Here is a 17,379-nt window from a genome sequence, read left to right on the forward strand (position 1 = left end):
AGAGTCGAGGGAAGGTCCATGCCAAGAGCCGCCCTGCTCGTCTCCACCGCCCTACTCGCAGCCCTGATGCCCCTGTCCGCGGCCCGCGCCGTCGACGACCCGGCCCCAACTCCCGTCGACCGCTTCGAAGGTGAGGTCCCCTTCGCCTCCCAGCCCGCCGAGGGCATCTTCACCTGGGGAGGCGACAGCGACGACCCGCCCGCCCTGCGGCTCGCCGACCGCGCCGACGCCCCCGAGGGCGCCAAGGTCCTCGCGGGGACCTACGACATCAGCGGCTACGGCGGCTTCACGCACGACTTCGCCGCCACCGAGCCCGCCCACGACTGGTCCGCCCACAAAGGCATCCGCTTCTGGTGGGACGGCCAGGACAACGGCAAGAAGATCGCCTTCGAGATCAAGGACGGCGGCACCAACGGCGAGGCCTCCGAGCTGTGGACGACGTCGTTCACCGACGACTTCACCGGCTGGAAGCAGGTCGAGATCCCCTTCGCGGACTTCGCCTACCGCACGGACTACCAGCCGGTCGGCGGTATCGACCACGTCCTCGGCCTCACGCAGATGTGGGGTTACGCGGTCACGCTCCCGGTCGGCGTCAAGGGCCAGTTCGCCCTGGACGACGTGGAGTTGTACGGCAAGGCCGACCAGGCCCTGCGCGCCTCCGTCACCACGGACGCGGCCGTCTACCCGGTGCGCGAGGGCGGCACGGCCTCGGTGAAGGTGGCCCTCGGCACCACCGGCTCCGCCCCGCTCGACGAGCCCGTGACCGTCGCCTACGAGACGGCCGCGACCGGCACCGCCGGCTCCGGCAAGGACTACACCCCCGTCTCCGGCACCCTCACCTTCCCGGCGGGCACGGCCTCCGGGGCCACGCAGACCATCAAGGTGCCGACCCTTCGCGACAAGGCAGCCGAGTCCGCCGAGACCATCCCGCTGAAGCTCACGGTCACCGGCGCCAAGGCGCCCACCGAGACCCCGCAGGTCGTCATCGACGCGCACGGACTGCCGTACCTGGACAGCAGGCTGCCCGTGAGGAAGCGGGTCGCCGACCTCCTCTCCCGGATGTCCCTGGCGGAGAAGGCCGGCCAGATGACCCAGGCCGAGCGCGGTGCCGTGGGCAACGGCGGTGACGTCGCCGCCTACGGCCTCGGCTCGCTGCTCTCCGGCGGCGGCTCGACCCCCACGCCCAACACCGCCGCCGCCTGGGCGAAGATGATCGACGGCTTCCAGCTGCGGGCACAGGCGACGCGGTTCCAGATCCCGCTGATCTACGGCGTCGACGCGGTGCACGGCCACAACAACCTGGCCGGTGCCACGATCATGCCCCACAACATCGGCATCGGCGCCACCCGCGATCCCGGGCTCGCCGAGCAGACGGGCGCGGTGACGGCCGCCGAGGTCCGTGCCACCGGCGTCCCCTGGGACTTCGCCCCCTGCCTCTGTGTCACCCGTGACGAGCGCTGGGGCCGCTCCTACGAGTCCTTCGGCGAGGACCCGGCCCTGGTGAAGTCCATGGAGACCATGATTCAGGGCCTCCAGGGCCGCGCCGACGGACGGGACCTCAAGGACGACGACAAGGTCCTGGCCACCGCCAAGCACTTCGTCGGCGACGGCGGCACCGAGTACGGCTCGTCCACAACCGGGTCGTACACCACCGACCAGGGCGTCACCAAGGTCACCCGGCAGCAGCTGGAGGCGATCCACCTGGCGCCGTACCAGACGGCCGTGGACCGGGGAATCGGCACGGTCATGCCGTCGTACTCCTCGCTCGACATCCTCGGCGACGGCAAGGGCCCCGTGAAGATGCACGCCCGCGCCGACATGATCAACGGCGTGCTCAAGGGCCGGATGGGCTTCGACGGCTTCGTGATCAGCGACTGGAACGCCATCGACCAGCTGCCCGGCGACTACGCCTCCCACGTCCGCACGGCGGTCGACGCGGGCGTCGACATGATGATGGTCCCGTACAGCTACAAGGACTTCAGTTCCACCCTGATCGACGAGGTGAAGGCCGGCCGCGTCAGTGAGCAGCGCGTCGACGACGCGGTGTCCCGGATCCTCACCCAGAAGTTCGGGCTGGGCCTCTTCGAGCACCCGTACGCCGACAGCAGCGGCGCTTCGAAGATCGGCTCCACCGGGCACCGGGCGGTGGCCCGGCAGGCGGCCGCCGAGTCTCAGGTGCTGCTGAAGAACTCCGCAGGGGTCCTGCCCCTGAAGAAGTCGCAGAAGGTGTACGTCGCCGGGTCCAACGCCGACGACCTCGGCAACCAGACCGGCGGCTGGACCATCACCTGGCAGGGCCAGTCAGGCACCCACACCACGGGCACGACCATCCTCCAGGGCATGAAGAACGCCGGGGGAGACGTCACCTACTCGAAGGACGCCTCGGCGCCGACGGGCGGCTATGACGTGGGTGTGGTCGTCGTCGGCGAGACCCCCTATGCGGAGGGCGTCGGAGACGTCGGCAACGGCAACGATCTCGCGTTGTCCGCCGCCGACCAGGCCGCCGTGGACAAGGTGTGCGCGGCCATGAAGTGCGCGGTGCTGATCGTCTCCGGGCGCCCGCAGCTGATCGGCGACCGGCTCGGCGGGATCGACGCCCTGGTGGCGTCCTGGCTGCCGGGCACCGAGGGCGACGGCGTGGCCGACGTGCTCTACGGGAAGCAGGCCTTCACCGGTCAACTCCCCGTCACCTGGCCGAAGTCCGAGGCCCAGCTGCCGATCAACGTGGGCGACGCGTCGTACGACCCGCAGTACCCGTACGGCTGGGGTCTGACGACCCTGACCACGGCCCCGAAGGGCGGCGAGGCCACCCTGCGGGCGCTCGGCTTCGCGGCGAAGGCCGCGGAGCGGGTGGGCGCCGCCTCCGCCGGCCACAAGCTGGTCACCAAGGCGCGCCTGCTGGTCCAGGCGCAGGTCGGGCAGTCGATCACGGCGGCCGTGTCCAAGCCCTTCGCCGACGCGGACCATCTGCTGCTGGCCGGCAGGTACGGAGCGGCGGTGGACAAGCTGACGGAGGCATACGAAGCAGCATAGGAAATGACTGGGTATGGGGGGTTTCGGGTAAGTTTCGAAGCATGAAGGCCGTGCTGCGGACCCGGACCCGAAGCCTCCCAGGCCTGCTGCTGGCCCTGGCGCTGATCGCCCTGACGGTGCTCGCCCCGCGGGCCTCGGCGGCCACCGGTGTCTCGACGATCGCCGACGCACTCCGCAAGAGCCCGGTGTACGTCGACCCGGCGGCCGCCGGCCAGCTGTCCAGGTCCCAGGCCGACAAGCTGGCCCGCCAGATCAAGGACGCGAACAAACCCCTGTTCATCGCCGTCCTGCCGGCCGGCTACCCCACCCAGAACCTCTTCACGGACCTGCGCACCGCCACCGGCATCACCGGCCTGTACGCCGTCCGGCTCGGCGACCGCTTCGACGCCCGCGCCGACTCCTCGGTGCTCCCCAGGACGGCCGTGCGGAACCTGGTCACCAGCGTCCAGGGCGAGACCGCGGGGGCCCAGCTGACCGACTTCACCGACCGCGCCCTGGCCAACATGGGCGGCAAGGCGCCCTCGACCTGGGGCGGCGGCAGCGCGGGCGGCTCGGGGGTCTCCAGTACGGCGCTGATCGCGATCGGAGTGGTCGTCGTGGCCGGCGGGGCGGGCGCGTACGCCCTGGTCCGCCGCAACCGCCGGCGCCACGAGGAGGAGCAGCGGGCCGCCCTGGACCGGCTCCGGGTGGTCGTGGACGAGGACATCACCGCGTTCGGCGAAGAACTGGACCGTCTCGACTTCCACCCCGCCGAGGCGGGCGCCGACGACGCCATGCGCGCGGACTACGAGCGCGCGCTGAACGCCTACGACCAGGCGAAGCAGTCCATGGCCGACGCGCGCAGACCGGAGGACGTACGCACGGTCACCCAGGCCCTGGAGGACGGCCGGTTCTCCCTGGCCCAGCTGGCCGCCCGTCGCCAGGGCCGCCCGCTCCCGGAACGCCGGCCGCCGTGCTTCTTCGACCCCCGGCACGGCCCCTCGGTCACGGACGCCACCTGGACGCCGCCCGGCGGCTCGCCCCGCGAGGTCCCGGTCTGCGCGGCCGACGCCACCCGCCTCGCCGACGGCCGCGACCCGGTGATCCGCGAGGTCGACACCGACCACGGCCGCCGCCCCTACTGGGACGCGGGCCCGGCCTACGGCCCCTGGGCGGGCGGCTACTTCGGCGGCGGCCTCCTCCCCGGCCTCCTCCTCGGCACTGCCCTGGGCGGCTGGATGTCCGCCCCCGCCTACGCGGCCGACTACGGCACCGGGTACGGCGACTTCGACGCCGGCGGCTACCAGGGGGGCGACCTGTCGGGCGCCGACTTCGACCCCGGGGACTTCGGCGACTTCGGCGGCGGCGGGGACTTCGGCGGCGGGGGCGGCGACAGCGGGGACTTCGGCGGAGGTTTCTGACCTTGGACCTGTCGTTTGGATCATGCCGCAGGATGCGGGGTCTGGCACGCGCATCTGCGGCGTTGTCGTCACTCGCCGACGTCCCCCAGCCTTCGGCCGGGGGTGCCCCCACCGCGTCGACTCCCTCCTCCGCCTTGCAGCTGCGCGCACCAGACCCCGCTCACCAGCGCTGCTTCGGCACTGTCCCTTTTCTGCGACCTGATCCAAACGACAGGCCCTACTCCGGATCCGCCAGCCGCTCCATCACGGAGGCCGCGAGCGACAGCACCCCCCGCTCGGTCTCGCTCAACGCCCCGAACGCCTCGGCCAGCCAGGCGTCCCGCCAAAGGAAGGAGATATCAGCCCACGTCCGTCCGTCCGGCCTCCGGCCCGGCTGCGGCCCGGACTGCCTAGGCTGTCACCGCGACAGAAGGGCGGTGCCATGGACGAGGACTCCCTGACCAGAGCCGCGATCGAGGAGCACTGGCGGGCCTCGGAACGCGGGGACACCGAAGCCGAGCACGCCATCTACGCCACGGACGCGATCCTGGACTACCCGCAGTCGGGTGAGCGGTTGCGGGGACGCGAGACGATCTCGGCGCAACGCGGCGGGCACCCGGCCGAGCGGCACTTCACCGTCCAGCGGATCACCGGTCACGCGGATCTGTGGGTGAGTGAATGCGTCATCACCTACGACGGTGTGCCCTCCTTCTCGGTGAGCATCATGGAATTCGCCGACCTGCACGTGGTGCACGAGACGCAGTACTTCGCCGATCCCTTCGACCCACCGGCCTGGCGGGCCGCGAGTTCCTAGTCAGGTGGCGGTCATGTGGCCGTATGCCCGAGGAAGGCGGTCCAGGCGGTGGGGGAGACGGTGAGAGTGGCGCCATCGACGTTCTTGGAGTCACGGATGTGGATGGCGGCGGGGTGGGCGGCTACCTCTACGCAGTTGCCGCTCTCGCTACCGCTGTAGCTGGACTTGCGCCAGTTGTGTGCAACCTCGACGCAGTCGCCGCCCTGGCTGCCGCTGTAGCTGGACTTGAACCATGTCAGTGCTGCGGTCTTCATGACTCTCCAAGCAGTCCATTCAAGAGGCGCACGCTCTCGTCGGGAGAGAGGGCCTGTGACCGCAGCATTCCATACTGGAGGTGGTAATCGCTGACCTCGTCGGGGTCCTCGACCAGGAAGCTGGCGCGCTGCACCTCCAGGTAGACCAGGCGCTCGAACTCCGGTGTCTCCAACAGCACCATGGGGCCGTCGAGGCACGCGTGCGGTGTCCGCTCCTCAGGCATGATCTGAAAGCTCATGTGGACCGGCTCGGTGTACTCCAGGATCTGGCGGATCTGCCCCCGCATCACCTCCGGGGCGCCGACCTCCCGCCGCAGCACACTCTCCTCCAGCACGAAATGGCCCACGGGCGGCCGGTCCCGCTGCCAGATCAACTGCCGCTCCATACGGGCGTTCACCCACTGCTCAGCGGTCTCGCTGCCGATCGCCGGATATCGATAGCCGAACACGGCACGGCAGTAGTCCCTGGTCTGGAGGAGCCCGGGAACCACCTGACTCTGGTACGAGAGAACACTCACCGCCTCCTGCTCATGGTCGACCAGCCCCTGCGCGAACTGAAGATCCGCTCCCGCACCGGCATCTTCGCCACGAGCACGGCCAACGCCCCACCGGTACCCAGCAGTTCGTCGAACTGCTCCGCCCGATCCGGCTGGAGGGCGAGTCGCCCCTGCTCGATGGAGCCCACCGTGTCGACATGCAGGTTCGCGAGTTCGGCGAAGTGCTCCTGTGTCAGCCGCGCTTGTTTGCGGTAGTGGGCGACGAGCGCTCCGACCGCGTGCCACGAACCGACCTTCTTGGGCTTCCTCGCCACGTGCATGTGTGTGCCCTTCCCCCGCGCGCCCCCGAACCGCTCGTAGTGGACCCGTAGAAGTCAGAACTACGACCTCACTCACTGATCCATGATAGTCACTCACGGTGACACTCGCCTCATGAATCCGGAACCCCAACACCCCCACATCCGCGAGGCGTTCTACCGCCGGGACCGCAGATCCGTCGGCGTGGCCCGCGACTTCACGCGCACGGCCCTGGCCGACTGGGAGGTCGGCCCGCGCGCGGACGACGTACTGCTCTGCGTGAGCGAACTGACCACCAACGCCGTGCTCCACGGCGTACCCCCGGGCCGCGGCTTCCGCCTCCGGCTAACCCTGCACCCCGACGGAGTCCTCCGCACCGAGGTCCACGACAGCGGCCCGGGCGAGCTCCGCTACGGCGACATGTCACCGGAGTCGGAACACGGCCGGGGCCTGCTGCTGATCAGCCTGCTCGCGGACAAGTGGGGGGTGGGGGAGCGGGAGCCGGGGAAGGTGGTGTGGTGCGAGTTCGCGGTGAGGGGTGTTGCTTGAAGCCGATGCCACGCCCGCGCATTTCACTGATCGGGTCTGGTTGGGTGGTCAGGCGGTCAGCGCCGCAAGCTCCGCGTTCGCGCGCTCGGTGACCAGGGCGAGGACGCGGCCGGCGACGGCCAGGTCCTCGGCGGGTATCCCGCCCCAGACGTGGGCGCTGACGGGGGCGGTCTCCGCGGCGACGGCAGCCATCAGATCGCGCCCTGCATCTGTGGCGCGAAGGTGCGCGCCGTCAGCGACGAGCAGCTCTTTGGCCAGCAGTTCGTCGAGGGTGGCGCGGATGTCGGCCGGAGCGGCCTTGAGGGAGTCCTGGACCTGGGTGACAAGTTCGTCCTGCGTCTGCGGGGCGTCGGCAGTGAGGGCGGCGCGCAGGGCGACCTGCTGCTGGAACGTGATGCCGTGTCGGGCCAGGACGTGCTCCAGGACGCCGCGGGCGGCGTAGTGGGCCAGGGCCAGGGTGCGGGCGCCGGCGACGGGTTCGGTGGTGGAGGATGCAGTGGTAGTCATGATGTTGCCCCCTGAGTGCTCTCGTCGTTTGGTACGGATGGAGTGAGAGGTGCGTCGAGCAGGGTCGCCAGCTCGTCGATGAACGTGCGCGTCCGCGGGGCGTCAAGGCCGCCGAGCGGCTCCAGCAACTGCTGAAGCAGTTCCTGGACTGTCGTGATGGCCTGCCGCGTGATGGTCTGGCCCTGCTCGGTGAGCGCGAGCTGCACGGCGCGCGGGTCGCGGGGATCGCGGGTGCGCTCGATCAGACCGGCCGACTCCAGGGCGCGCGCCAGCTTCGAGACGTACAGCGCCTCCAGGCCGGTGTGGTCGGCGAGTTGGCGCTGGCTGGGCCGCTCGCCGGTGCGCTGCATACCGAGCAGCGACGCGACCAGTGCGTACTGCGCGTGTGTGAGACCCAGCGGAGCCACCGCGCGATCGACCGCGACGCGCCACTTGTTGGCGAGCCGCCATACCAGGAAGCCGGGCGTGGGCCCCGGTGAAACCTTGCTCATGGCAGATAGAGTACATGGCTACTATGTCCATGGCTACTATTTTCCGGTGGGTGCGACGGCGCGTGCGGACGTCACCGTGGATCGTGTCGGCAACGTACTTCCCGAAGTTCCGCATTCACCCCCCTCACGACGGGAGTGATCGACCCTGCCGTCCTGGACTTGGGGACCTGGCGGGGGACCCCACCCCAGGAGGACGCGATGGTGCGGCAGACCAGGCTGGCCGGGGAGTCCGAGGAGTACCTCGGTGCCCGTGAGGAGCTGCGGCTGGCCGAGATCGAGCTGATGCGGCGCCGGGAGGAGGTCGCGGCGCTGCGGCGGGCGCTCCCGCAGGGGCCGGCCGTCGACGACTACGTCTTTCTCGAAGGACCCGGCGATCTCGACGCCGGTGACTCACCGGTTCGCGAGGTCGCGTTGAGCGGCTTGTTCACCGGTCCCGAACGGCCGCTGGTCGTCTACCACTTCATGTACGGCAAGCTTCAGCGAAGTGCCTGTCCGATGTGCACGATGTGGATCGACGGGTACAACGGTATCGCCCACCACATGGCCCAGAACTCGGACTTCGTCATCGCCGCGGCCGCCGACCCGCCCACCCTCCGGAAGTACGCCCGCGACCGCGGCTGGCACCGGTTGCGGCTGCTCAGCTGTGGTGACAGCACGTTCAAGTACGACCTCGGGAGCAAGGACGAGGACGGCGCGCAGGACTCCACGGTCTCCGTCTTCACCCGCGACGGCGACGGCACTGTCCGGCACACCTACTCGGCCCATCTTCGTATGGCCGAGGACATCCAGGAGCGCGGTATCGACCTGCTGACGCCCGTCTGGCACCTACTCGACCTCACCCCGCGGGGGCGCGGCGACTGGTACCCGACCATCGACTACTAGGACACGCGCAGGACACCCGGAGACGGCCGAGCGCCCGCCCTCAGGGGAGTGGAGGGCGGGTGCTCAGCGGGCGTGCGCGGTGCGGGCGGGGCCGGCGGTTCGGCGCCGCGGGCTCACGCGTTCTTGATCGCCGAGATGTCGAAGTTCAGCTTGATCTTGTCGGAGACCAGGACACCACCGGTCTCCAGCGACGCGTTCCAGGTCACGCCCCAGTCGGAGCGCTTGATCTCGGCCTTGCCCTCGAAGCCGACGCGCTCGTTGCCGAACGGGTCCTTGGCGGCGCCGTTGAACTCCAGGTCGATGGTGACCGGCTTGGTGACGCCGAGGATCGTGAGGTCGCCGGTGATGCGGTAGTCGTCGCCGCCGAGGGCCTCCGCCTCGGTGGAGCGGAAGGTCATCGTCGGGAACTCGTCCGTCTTGAAGAAGTCCGCCGACTTCAGGTGACCGTCACGGTCGGGGCTGCCCGTGGTGATGCTGTCCATCGTGATGTCGAGCGAGGCAGTGGACTTCGCCGGGTCCTCGCCGTCCAGGTGCAGCGTGCCCTCGAACTCCCGGAAGTTTCCCTTGACGTTGGTGACCATCGCGTGCCGGGCCACGAAGCCGAGCGTGGTGTGCGCCGGGTCGATCGTGTAGTCGCCGGTCAGCGTGGCCGTGTCGGCGGTGGCGCCGGCGGTGGTGGCGGTGTCGTCGTTCTTGCGGCCGAAGATGCCCATGACGTGCTCCTTGGGGGGACGGACGGGTCGCGGCCTCGGAGCGGTGGACACCGAAGGCCGGACCGTTGATGTTTAACGTTCAACGAACTCAACAATCCCCACCGTAGCCCTATTCCGTACAACCTTCAACATCATCCGTCCGTGTTGCGCGACCATTACGCAGCGTAACCTCGCCGGGCCTGTCTCGCGACGCGGCGGCAGGTGTGGCGAGGGTGGGGTTAGGGTCTGATGCGGACGGGCAGGGGTGGGGACGCTGGAGGGCCCCGGGCCGCCGTCCGGGGCCCCCATCACTCCGGGGGTGGTATGGGCCACCCGTGAATGTGAGGCGCGTCTCAGGCGTAGCCTTTGTGGCACTCCTACAACGGCACAGCCCTCTGAGCAGTCGGAACGGCTGCATGCTCTTCTGGTTCTGTTCAGTGGTTCCAGGAAAACGGGTCGGAGACTGTACGGAGTCGACGTCTCGCAATCCTTGGTGTCCTTCGTAAGGTCGCTACATGACCGTTTTGGAAGAGACGACGGGCGAGCCCACCGGCGAACCGACGGACGCGCGCGGGCGGGTCGCCGAGCTGCACGAGATCCGTGCGGCGGCCGTGGCGGGGCCCAGCGAGAAGGCGACCGAGGCGCAGCACGCCAAGGGCAAGCTGACGGCCCGGGAGCGCATCGAGCTGCTCCTGGACCCGGGTTCCTTCCAGGAGGTCGAGCAGCTGCGCCGGCACCGCGCGGTCGGCTTCGGCCTCGAGGCCAAGAAGCCCTACAGCGACGGCGTCATCACCGGCTGGGGCACGGTCGAGGGCCGTACCGTCTTCGTCTACGCCCATGACTTCCGGATCTTCGGCGGCGCGCTGGGCGAGGCCCATGCCACCAAGATCCACAAGATCATGGACATGGCCATCGCGGCCGGCGCCCCGCTGGTGTCGCTGAACGACGGCGCCGGCGCCCGTATCCAGGAGGGTGTCTCCGCCCTCGCCGGCTACGGCGGCATCTTCCAGCGCAACACCAAGGCCTCGGGCGTCATCCCGCAGATCAGCGTGATGCTCGGCCCCTGCGCGGGCGGCGCGGCCTACAGCCCCGCCCTCACCGACTTCGTCTTCATGGTCCGCGAGACCTCGCAGATGTTCATCACCGGCCCGGACGTCGTCAAGGCGGTCACCGGCGAGGAGATCACCCAGAACGGACTCGGCGGCGCCGACGTGCACGCGGAGACCTCCGGCGTCTGCCACTTCGCGTACGACGACGAGGAGACCTGTATCGCGGAGGTCCGCTACCTCCTCTCGCTCCTGCCGCAGAACAACCGTGAGAACCCGCCCCACGTCGACTCCACGGACCCCGTCGACCGCCGCAGCGACGTCCTCCTGGACCTGGTCCCGGCCGACGGCAACCGGCCGTACGACATGACCAAGGTGATCGAGGAGATCGTCGACGACGGCGAGTACCTGGAGGTCCACGAGCGCTGGGCGCGGAACATCATCTGCGCGCTGGCCCGGATCGACGGCCAGGTCGTGGGCGTCATCGCCAACCAACCGCAGGTGCTGGCAGGCGTCCTGGACATCGAGGCGAGCGAAAAAGCTGCGCGCTTTGTCCAGATGTGTGACGCTTTCAATGTTCCGATCGTCACCTTCCTGGACGTACCGGGCTTCCTCCCCGGTGTCGACCAGGAACACGGCGGGATCATCCGCCACGGCGCGAAGCTCCTCTACGCCTACTGCAACGCGACCGTGCCGAGGATTTCGCTGATCCTGCGCAAGGCGTACGGAGGTGCCTACATCGTGATGGACTCCCAGTCGATCGGCGCCGACCTCACCTACGCCTGGCCGACGAACGAGATCGCCGTGATGGGCGCGGAAGGGGCGGCCAACGTGATCTTCCGTCGGCAGATCGCCGCGGCCGAGGACCCCGAGGCCATGCGGCAGAAGATGGTCAAGGAGTACAAGGCCGAGCTCATGCACCCCTACTACGCGGCCGAACGCGGCCTGGTCGACGACGTCATCGACCCGGCCGAGACCCGCGAGGTGCTCGCCAAGTCCCTGGCGATGCTGCACACCAAGCACGCCGACCTGCCGTCGCGTAAGCACGGCAACCCCCCGCAGTAATCCTGCGGAAACCTCTCTCACGGAGACTGAATCCATGAACGTCCCTGACATTCGCGTGGAGAAGGGCAACGCTGACCCGGAGGAAGTCGCCGCCATAACGGCGGTCCTCCTGGCCCGCGCGGCCGCCCGGCCGACCGCCGACACCGAGCAGACCCACCGAGGCCGCGCGAAGGCCGGCTGGCGGCGCCTGGAGCGCGAGAACGGCTTCCGCGCCCCGCACAGCTGGCACTGAGCCCGACGGCAATGTCACCCCGGCCCCGCTTCTCCCTCCGGGAGGGCGGGGCCGCAGTGTGCTCCGCACTTGCGCAGAAGCGCCGTCTTCCCGGAGCCGGCCTCCCCGCGCAGCAGCACCCGCCAGGCCCTCCCAGAGGCGCCTCGCCCCGGCCCTCCTTCCAGAGGATCGTCTCGGGCCGCAGGAATGGCAGGGAACGGCGAGCGAGTCGGGTTCCGCTCTCGTCGCCGCTCGCCGGCAGGTTGACGTATGCACCGGACAGCCGGTCCGTGCCCTGGGGCGCGAAGAGGGATCTGTCCGGCAGCTTCGCCAGGACCCGCGTAGCATTCGGCGCACTCCGCGAACAGCACCTCGTACAGGCGGTCTTCCGCCTCGCCGATGCCGAACGGGGGGCCGTACTGCCCTGGTCGCCCGGCGGATCACCTCCGCCAGGGTCGGCTCGTCCGACAGGTCGGTGGCGGCGACGCGTCGCACATGCCGTTGACCACGGCCTCCGCGAACTCCGCGAACTCCGCGAACTCCGCGAACTCCGCGAACTGCCGTTCCACGCCGCGTTGCGGGCGCGGATCCGGCGCCGGCGGGGTATGACAAAGGGCCCCCTCCGGACGGAAAGAGCCCCTCGTACGGCGAACCGCTAGCGCAGGCGGGCCATCAGCGCGTGCTCCACCAGGGTGATCAGGGCCGACTTGGCGTCCGCGCGATGGCGGGCGTCGGTCGTGATGATCGGGGTGTCGGGGCCGATCTGGAGCGCCTCGCGGACCTCTTCCGGGTTGTACGGCTGATTGCCGTCGAAGCCGTTGAGGGCGATGACGAAGGGGAGACCCGAGTTCTCGAAGTAGTCGACCGCGGGGAAGCAGTCGGCGAGACGGCGGGTGTCCACCAGCACGATCGCGCCGATCGCGCCGCGCACAAGGTCGTCCCACATGAACCAGAAGCGGTCCTGGCCGGGCGTGCCGAACAGGTACAGGATCAGGTCCTGGTCCAGGGTGATGCGGCCGAAGTCCATGGCGACCGTGGTGGTCGTCTTGTCCCCGGTGTGGGTGAGGTCGTCGATGCCGGCAGACGCGGACGTCATCACGGCCTCTGTGCGCAGCGGGTTGATCTCCGAGACGGCGCCGACGAACGTGGTCTTGCCCACGCCGAAGCCGCCCGCCACCACGATCTTCGCGGACGTGGTGGAGCGGGAAGGCCCTCCGCTAGAGCTTGCGAAGTCCACTGAGCACCCTTTCGAGCAAAGTCACGTCTGGCTGGCCACCGGCGTTCTCGTCGCCGCCGGGCTGATGGATGGCGACCAGGCCCGCCTCCGCCAAGTCGGCGACGAGGATCCTGGCCACGCCGAGAGGGATCGACAGGAGGGCCGAGACTTCGGCCACCGACTTGATCTCCCGGCAGAGGTTGCAGATCCGCTGATGCTCGGGCAACTGGCCCTGCATCTGGTGCGGCTGCGCGGTGGTGTGCACCAGCGCCTCGATGGCGAGCTGGTACCGCGGGCGGGTCCGGCCACCGGTCATGGCGTACGGACGCACCAAGGGGTTGTTCGCCGCCGGCGCCGGCTCGGGACGGCGCTGCGGCTGTACCGGCTGAATGCGCGGCGCCGGCGGCTGGTCGTACGGCGACGGGCCGGGGCCCTGCGGAGCGTACGGCTGCCGGTGGCTCGGCGTGGAGGGGAAGTTGTACCGGTTCGCGGAACCGTCGCCCCGGCCCTGCGCAGGACCGTACGACCAGTTGCCGTTATTCGAACCGCCTGGGGGTGTTGCCACTTTCTCTCCTCCTCCGACCTGCCGGGCACCCATCCGTGTGGAGCCGCGTCCCGAAACCTTACGGCCCCGGGACGCGAAAACGCACCGTCTGACTGTTAGTTGAGAAGGCTTCCCTGGAGTTCCGCACGCAGATCCGGGGTAAGAACAGTGCCCGCTCGGTCCACCAAAAGGGCCATCTCGTACCCAACCAGGCCGATGTCGGCCTCCGGGTGGGCCAGGACGGCCAGCGAGGACCCATCGGAAATGGACATGATGAACAAGAATCCCCGCTCCATCTCCACAACCGTCTGGTTCACGCTGCCGCCCTCGAAAATCCGGGAGGCGCCTGCCGTCAGAGACGTCAGACCGGAGGCGACGGCCGCGAGCTGGTCGGCGCGGTCACGGGGGAAGCCTTCGGACATCGCCAGAAGGAGTCCGTCGGCGGAGACCACCACCGTGTGGGACACCCCCGGGGTGTTGTCCACGAAGTTGGTGATCAACCAGTTCAGGTTCTGTGCCGCCTGGCTCATCGGGCTCACACTAACGCTCCTGGTTGTAGGTGCTGTCAGGACCACTGTGTTGATTCCTAGTGGCCTGGCCGTTCGTTTCACTGCCTGCGTTGCGTCCGCGCTGGACGCCCCGACGCAGGTTGCTCAGCCTGCCCCTGACGTCCTCCGGGGCGCGGGAGACCTGTGGGCCTCCCTGATGGGTGCTTTCGGCGGCTCCCTCGACCAGGTTGGCCTTGGGTACCCGCCTCGGCAGGCCGGAGGAGGTGACCCCGCCCGCCTTGGGCCTGCGCAGCTGCGAGGCCTGCTGCCAGCGCTCGTCGTTCGCCGAACGCCAGCTGCTGTCGCCGTTGGACTCCGGAGCCGAGGCCCCCGGGGCCGAGGCCGCGGCCGGAGCCTGCTGCGCGGGGCCCGCACCGTTCGGGCCGCCCGTGCCGCCGGTGACGGATCCCCGGCGGGGCAGCCCGGCGTCGGTCAGCTGGTGGCCGGCGGAGGGAGTCGCTCCCGGACGGACGAAGCCTACGCGGTTCCGCTCCTCCACGTCACCGGCCTGCGCCGACTCCGCTTCCGGAGCGTACTGGGCCGGGTAACCGTTCTGGTAGCCGTCCTGCTGCTGCCCCTGCTGCGGCCAGTCGTCCTGGTAGGGCTGCTCCCCGAACGCCGGGAACGAGTCGGAGGCGGCCGCGGGCGCGGCCCTGGGCTCCTCCTGGACCGGTTCCGGATAGGCGGGCTCCGGGTAGCCGCCGCTGGTGGCGAAGGTGTCGGACGAGAACGTGTCGTTCTGCGGCAGGCCGCCGTTCGGCGCGTAGTACTGCCCGTCGTACGCGCCCTGCGACTGCTCCTGGTACCGCTGCCCGGCGTCGAAGCCCGTGGGCTGCTCCTGGAAGCCCGTACCGCTGGTCTCGTATCCCTGCTGACCCCTGTCGAACTCGTCGGCGTACGCGGGTATCTCCGCGGTCTCCTGCGGGTTCTGCGGGTTCTGTGTGCCCTGCGGGGGCTGCGCCTGGGCCTCCAGGGCCGCACGGCGCTCCTCGCGCATCAGTGAGCGGCCGACGGGGTCCAGCTCGCGGATGTCGTCGGGGACGTCCATGTAGCGGCTGTCGTCGAAGCCGAGCTCGGCCGCCGTACGCATCGGCTGGAGCGGCTGCTGCTGGCTGAAGTTCTCAACCTGGAACTGCTGCTCCGGGATGATCTGCGAGACGGTGAACTCCTCGCGCTCCAGCAGCTGTTCGCCGCCACCACCATGGGTGATGGCGTCCGGCAGCATGACCAGCGAGGTGGTGCCGGCCTGCTCGCCGGAGGGGCGCAGCTGGACCCGGATGCCGTGCCGGTCGGAGAGCCGGCCGACCACGAACAGGCCCATGCGCTGGGAGATCGCGGCGTCCACGGTCGGCGGGTTCGCCAGCTTGTGGTTGATGTCCGCGAAGTCCTCGGCGGTCAGGCCGATGCCCTTGTCGTGGATCTCGATCATGATGCGGCCGTCGGGGAGACGGGTCGCGGTGACGCGGACCTTGGTCTGCGGCGAGGAGAACGTCGTCGCGTTCTCCAGGAGCTCGGCGAGCAGATGCACGAGGTCGGTGACCGCGCGGCCGTGGATCTCGGCCTCCGGGACGCCGGAGAGCTCGACGCGCTCGTACTGCTCCACCTCGGAGGAGGCGGCGCGCAGCACGTCGACCAGCGGGACCGGCTGGTCCCAGCGGCGGCCGGGCTCCTCACCGGCGAGGACCAGGAGGTTCTCGCCGTTGCGGCGCATACGGGTCGCGAGGTGGTCCAGCCGGAAGAGGTTCTCCAGCTGGTCCGGGTCGGCCTCGTTGTTCTCCAGGTCGGTGATCAGGGTCAGCTGGCCCTCGATCAGCGACTGGTTGCGGCGCGACAGGTTGGTGAAGATCGCGTTGATGTTGCCCCGCAGCAGGGCCTGCTCGGCGGCGAGCCGGACGGCCTCGCGGTGGACCTGGTCGAAGGCGCGGGCGACTTCGCCGATCTCGTCGGTCGATGTGATCGGGATCGGCGCCACCCGGGTGTCGACCCGGCCGGGGTCGGTGCGGGAGAGCTGGTCGACCAGCATCGGCAGACGCTGCTCGGCGATGCCGAAGGCGGCGTTGCGCAGCTGGCGCATCGAGCGGGACATCTGGCGGGCCACCATGCCGGCCAGGATGAACGCGGCGAGCAGGGCGACCACGACCGCGGCACCGGTGATGAACGCGGAGGTCTTGGCGTCGTCGGCGATGCCGGACGCCTCGCTCACCGCCTTGTCGGCCATGCCCGACTCGATCTGGCGGTAGGCGTTGTACTTGAGCGTGTTCACCGCCCACCAGTTCTCGGCGGTGACGCCCTTGGTGGCCAGCCCCTGGCGGGTGGCGATGTCCGTGTTCTCCAGCGTCGCGAGCGCCGAGACCATCGTCCTGGGGTTGGACGGCGGGGCCACGTAGTTCGGGTCCTTGGCCTTGGCCTGCTGCACCAGCGCCGCGCCGTCGGCCTTGATCTTCTTCTGGAGGTCGGTCAGCCTCTGTGCGTCCGCCTCGGTGCCACCGCCGATGTACTCCTCGACGGCGATCCCCTCGAGATAGGCGTACGAGGAGAGGGCGACCCGCTGGGAGGCGAGGTTGCCGGCGTCAGGGCCGGGCTTGATCAGCAGGTGCATGCCGATCGAGCGCTCCAGCGACAGGGCCGCCTTGGTGAGCGAGATGGCGTAGACGGTGCGGCCGTAGGAGGTGATGTTTCCGGTGCCCAGACCGAGCTCGTTGGCGAACTCCATCAGGGGGTGGGCGACCGCGACGTACCCCTCTTCCGTCTTCACACCGGTGAGCTTGGTGGTGTACGCGGCGGCGCGCAGGTTCGTGAGGGTGGGCTCGGTCTCACGGAACAGTTTCAGGCGGCGCTCCAGGCCGGCCTTCTGCGGCATGTTCTGCGCGGCCGCGTCGAAGGCGTCGGCGGCCTGGTCGGTCGCGGAGCGCGCGTCGGAGACGGTCTTCTTGTCGGTGGCGTTCTGCAACGAGCCCTTGAGCAGGGGCGCCGCGGTGACGTCACGCTCGGTGTAGAGGGCGTCGGCATACGTGAGGGAGGCGCGGACCAGGCGCGCGGTGTTCTCCGCGTCCCGGGCCTCCTGCCAGGTGTCTATGGAGCTCTTCACCTGGAAGCCGCCCATGACCAGGCCGACGGCCACGGGTATGAGCAGAATCGCGTTCAGCCTGGTCGGCACTCGCCAGTTGCGCGGGGAGAAACGGCCGCCGCTCTTCGCGGGCGCGGCCGGTGGTTCCGCGGCTGGCACAGGGGAGGGCGCCGCAGCGCGCGGCGGCGGGGTGAAGTTGCCCCGTGCCGACGGCTCGGGACCGTTCTTGCTTCGCCTCACTCGACCAACAACCTCTCGGCGGCGGGCACCTATCGTTGTGCCGCAGT

15 protein-coding genes and 1 pseudogene are annotated in these 17,379 nt (G+C 69.7%); 7 read left to right on the forward strand and 9 right to left on the reverse strand.

All coding sequences use genetic code 11. From position 1 onward, the window contains the following. Window positions 1–18: 18 nt before the first annotated feature. The 3 genes from ABZ396_RS33000 to ABZ396_RS33010 all read left to right on the forward strand — a co-directional run bounded on the left by ABZ396_RS33000 (window position 19) and on the right by ABZ396_RS33010 (window position 5,226). The gene (locus ABZ396_RS33000) at window positions 19–3,033 is read left to right on the forward strand and encodes a glycoside hydrolase family 3 N-terminal domain-containing protein (protein ID WP_358922535.1); all 3,015 of its coding nucleotides are present in this window, start codon (window positions 19–21) and stop codon (window positions 3,031–3,033) included. A gap of 41 nt (window positions 3,034–3,074) precedes the next feature. Then, window positions 3,075–4,433 (forward strand): hypothetical protein, encoded by a 1,359-nt coding sequence (locus tag ABZ396_RS33005; RefSeq protein ID WP_358922537.1) that lies wholly within the window; start codon window positions 3,075–3,077, stop codon window positions 4,431–4,433. Between the two features lie 421 nt (window positions 4,434–4,854). After that, the gene (locus tag ABZ396_RS33010) at window positions 4,855–5,226 is read left to right on the forward strand and encodes a nuclear transport factor 2 family protein (protein ID WP_358922539.1); all 372 of its coding nucleotides are present in this window, start codon (window positions 4,855–4,857) and stop codon (window positions 5,224–5,226) included. Window positions 5,227–5,237: 11 nt separating this feature from the next. Here the strand turns inward: ABZ396_RS33010 and ABZ396_RS33015 are convergent, their stop codons facing one another. Together ABZ396_RS33015 and ABZ396_RS33020 are read right to left on the reverse strand one after the other, a co-directional pair. Further along, window positions 5,238–5,480: a DUF397 domain-containing protein gene (locus ABZ396_RS33015; RefSeq protein WP_358922541.1), complete on the reverse strand. Its 243-nt coding sequence runs from the start codon at window positions 5,478–5,480 to the stop codon at window positions 5,238–5,240. Next, a pseudogene (locus ABZ396_RS33020) lies at window positions 5,477–6,297 on the reverse strand (helix-turn-helix transcriptional regulator). The gene ABZ396_RS33015 and the pseudogene ABZ396_RS33020 overlap by 4 nt, the downstream one beginning before the upstream one ends. A 112-nt stretch (window positions 6,298–6,409) precedes the next feature. Here ABZ396_RS33020 and ABZ396_RS33025 point away from each other — a divergent pair. Further along, window positions 6,410–6,823: an ATP-binding protein gene (locus tag ABZ396_RS33025; RefSeq protein WP_358922543.1), complete on the forward strand. Its 414-nt coding sequence runs from the start codon at window positions 6,410–6,412 to the stop codon at window positions 6,821–6,823. 48 nt (window positions 6,824–6,871) lie between these two features. Here ABZ396_RS33025 and ABZ396_RS33030 read toward each other — a convergent pair whose 3' ends face one another. Then, window positions 6,872–7,330, reverse strand: a complete 459-nt coding sequence (locus ABZ396_RS33030) for a MarR family transcriptional regulator (RefSeq protein ID WP_358922545.1) — start codon at window positions 7,328–7,330, stop codon at window positions 6,872–6,874. Further along, window positions 7,327–7,821, reverse strand: a complete 495-nt coding sequence (locus ABZ396_RS33035) for a MarR family transcriptional regulator (protein ID WP_358922547.1) — start codon at window positions 7,819–7,821, stop codon at window positions 7,327–7,329. The genes ABZ396_RS33030 and ABZ396_RS33035 overlap by 4 nt, the downstream gene beginning before the upstream one ends. 198 nt (window positions 7,822–8,019) lie before the next feature. Here ABZ396_RS33035 and ABZ396_RS33040 point away from each other — a divergent pair, with 198 nt between their 5' ends. Continuing rightward, complete coding sequence (locus ABZ396_RS33040; protein ID WP_358922549.1) at window positions 8,020–8,703, forward strand: DUF899 family protein; 684 nt, start codon at window positions 8,020–8,022, stop codon at window positions 8,701–8,703. Between the two features lie 113 nt (window positions 8,704–8,816). Here the strand turns inward: ABZ396_RS33040 and ABZ396_RS33045 are convergent, their stop codons facing one another. Continuing rightward, window positions 8,817–9,416, reverse strand: a complete 600-nt coding sequence (locus tag ABZ396_RS33045) for a YceI family protein (RefSeq protein WP_358922550.1) — start codon at window positions 9,414–9,416, stop codon at window positions 8,817–8,819. Between the two features lie 494 nt (window positions 9,417–9,910). Between ABZ396_RS33045 and ABZ396_RS33050 the strand changes: the two genes are divergently transcribed. Both ABZ396_RS33050 and ABZ396_RS33055 read left to right on the forward strand, forming a co-directional pair. Beyond that, entirely contained in the window at window positions 9,911–11,506 is a 1,596-nt protein-coding gene (locus tag ABZ396_RS33050) for an acyl-CoA carboxylase subunit beta (protein ID WP_358922552.1), read from the forward strand. Between the two features lie 34 nt (window positions 11,507–11,540). After that, window positions 11,541–11,738 (forward strand): acyl-CoA carboxylase subunit epsilon, encoded by a 198-nt coding sequence (locus ABZ396_RS33055; protein ID WP_089098553.1) that lies wholly within the window; start codon window positions 11,541–11,543, stop codon window positions 11,736–11,738. 634 nt (window positions 11,739–12,372) lie between these two features. On the opposite strand, the gene ABZ396_RS33060 is transcribed toward ABZ396_RS33055, so the two are convergent. The 4 genes from ABZ396_RS33060 to ABZ396_RS33075 all read right to left on the reverse strand — a co-directional run bounded on the left by ABZ396_RS33060 (window position 12,373) and on the right by ABZ396_RS33075 (window position 17,332). Continuing rightward, entirely contained in the window at window positions 12,373–12,954 is a 582-nt protein-coding gene (locus tag ABZ396_RS33060) for an ATP/GTP-binding protein (RefSeq protein ID WP_046729246.1), read from the reverse strand. Next, window positions 12,935–13,498, reverse strand: coding sequence for a DUF742 domain-containing protein (locus tag ABZ396_RS33065; protein ID WP_358922555.1), 564 nt, complete (start codon window positions 13,496–13,498; stop codon window positions 12,935–12,937). The genes ABZ396_RS33060 and ABZ396_RS33065 overlap by 20 nt, the downstream gene beginning before the upstream one ends. 95 nt (window positions 13,499–13,593) lie before the next feature. Continuing rightward, the gene (locus ABZ396_RS33070; RefSeq protein ID WP_033321188.1) at window positions 13,594–14,007 is read right to left on the reverse strand and encodes a roadblock/LC7 domain-containing protein; all 414 of its coding nucleotides are present in this window, start codon (window positions 14,005–14,007) and stop codon (window positions 13,594–13,596) included. A gap of 10 nt (window positions 14,008–14,017) precedes the next feature. After that, entirely contained in the window at window positions 14,018–17,332 is a 3,315-nt protein-coding gene (locus tag ABZ396_RS33075) for a nitrate- and nitrite sensing domain-containing protein (RefSeq protein ID WP_358922557.1), read from the reverse strand. Window positions 17,333–17,379: the final 47 nt, after the last annotated feature.

This window comes from Streptomyces sp. NPDC005866 (assembly GCF_040629895.1).
Taxonomy (GTDB): Bacteria; Actinomycetota; Actinomycetes; order Streptomycetales; family Streptomycetaceae; genus Streptomyces.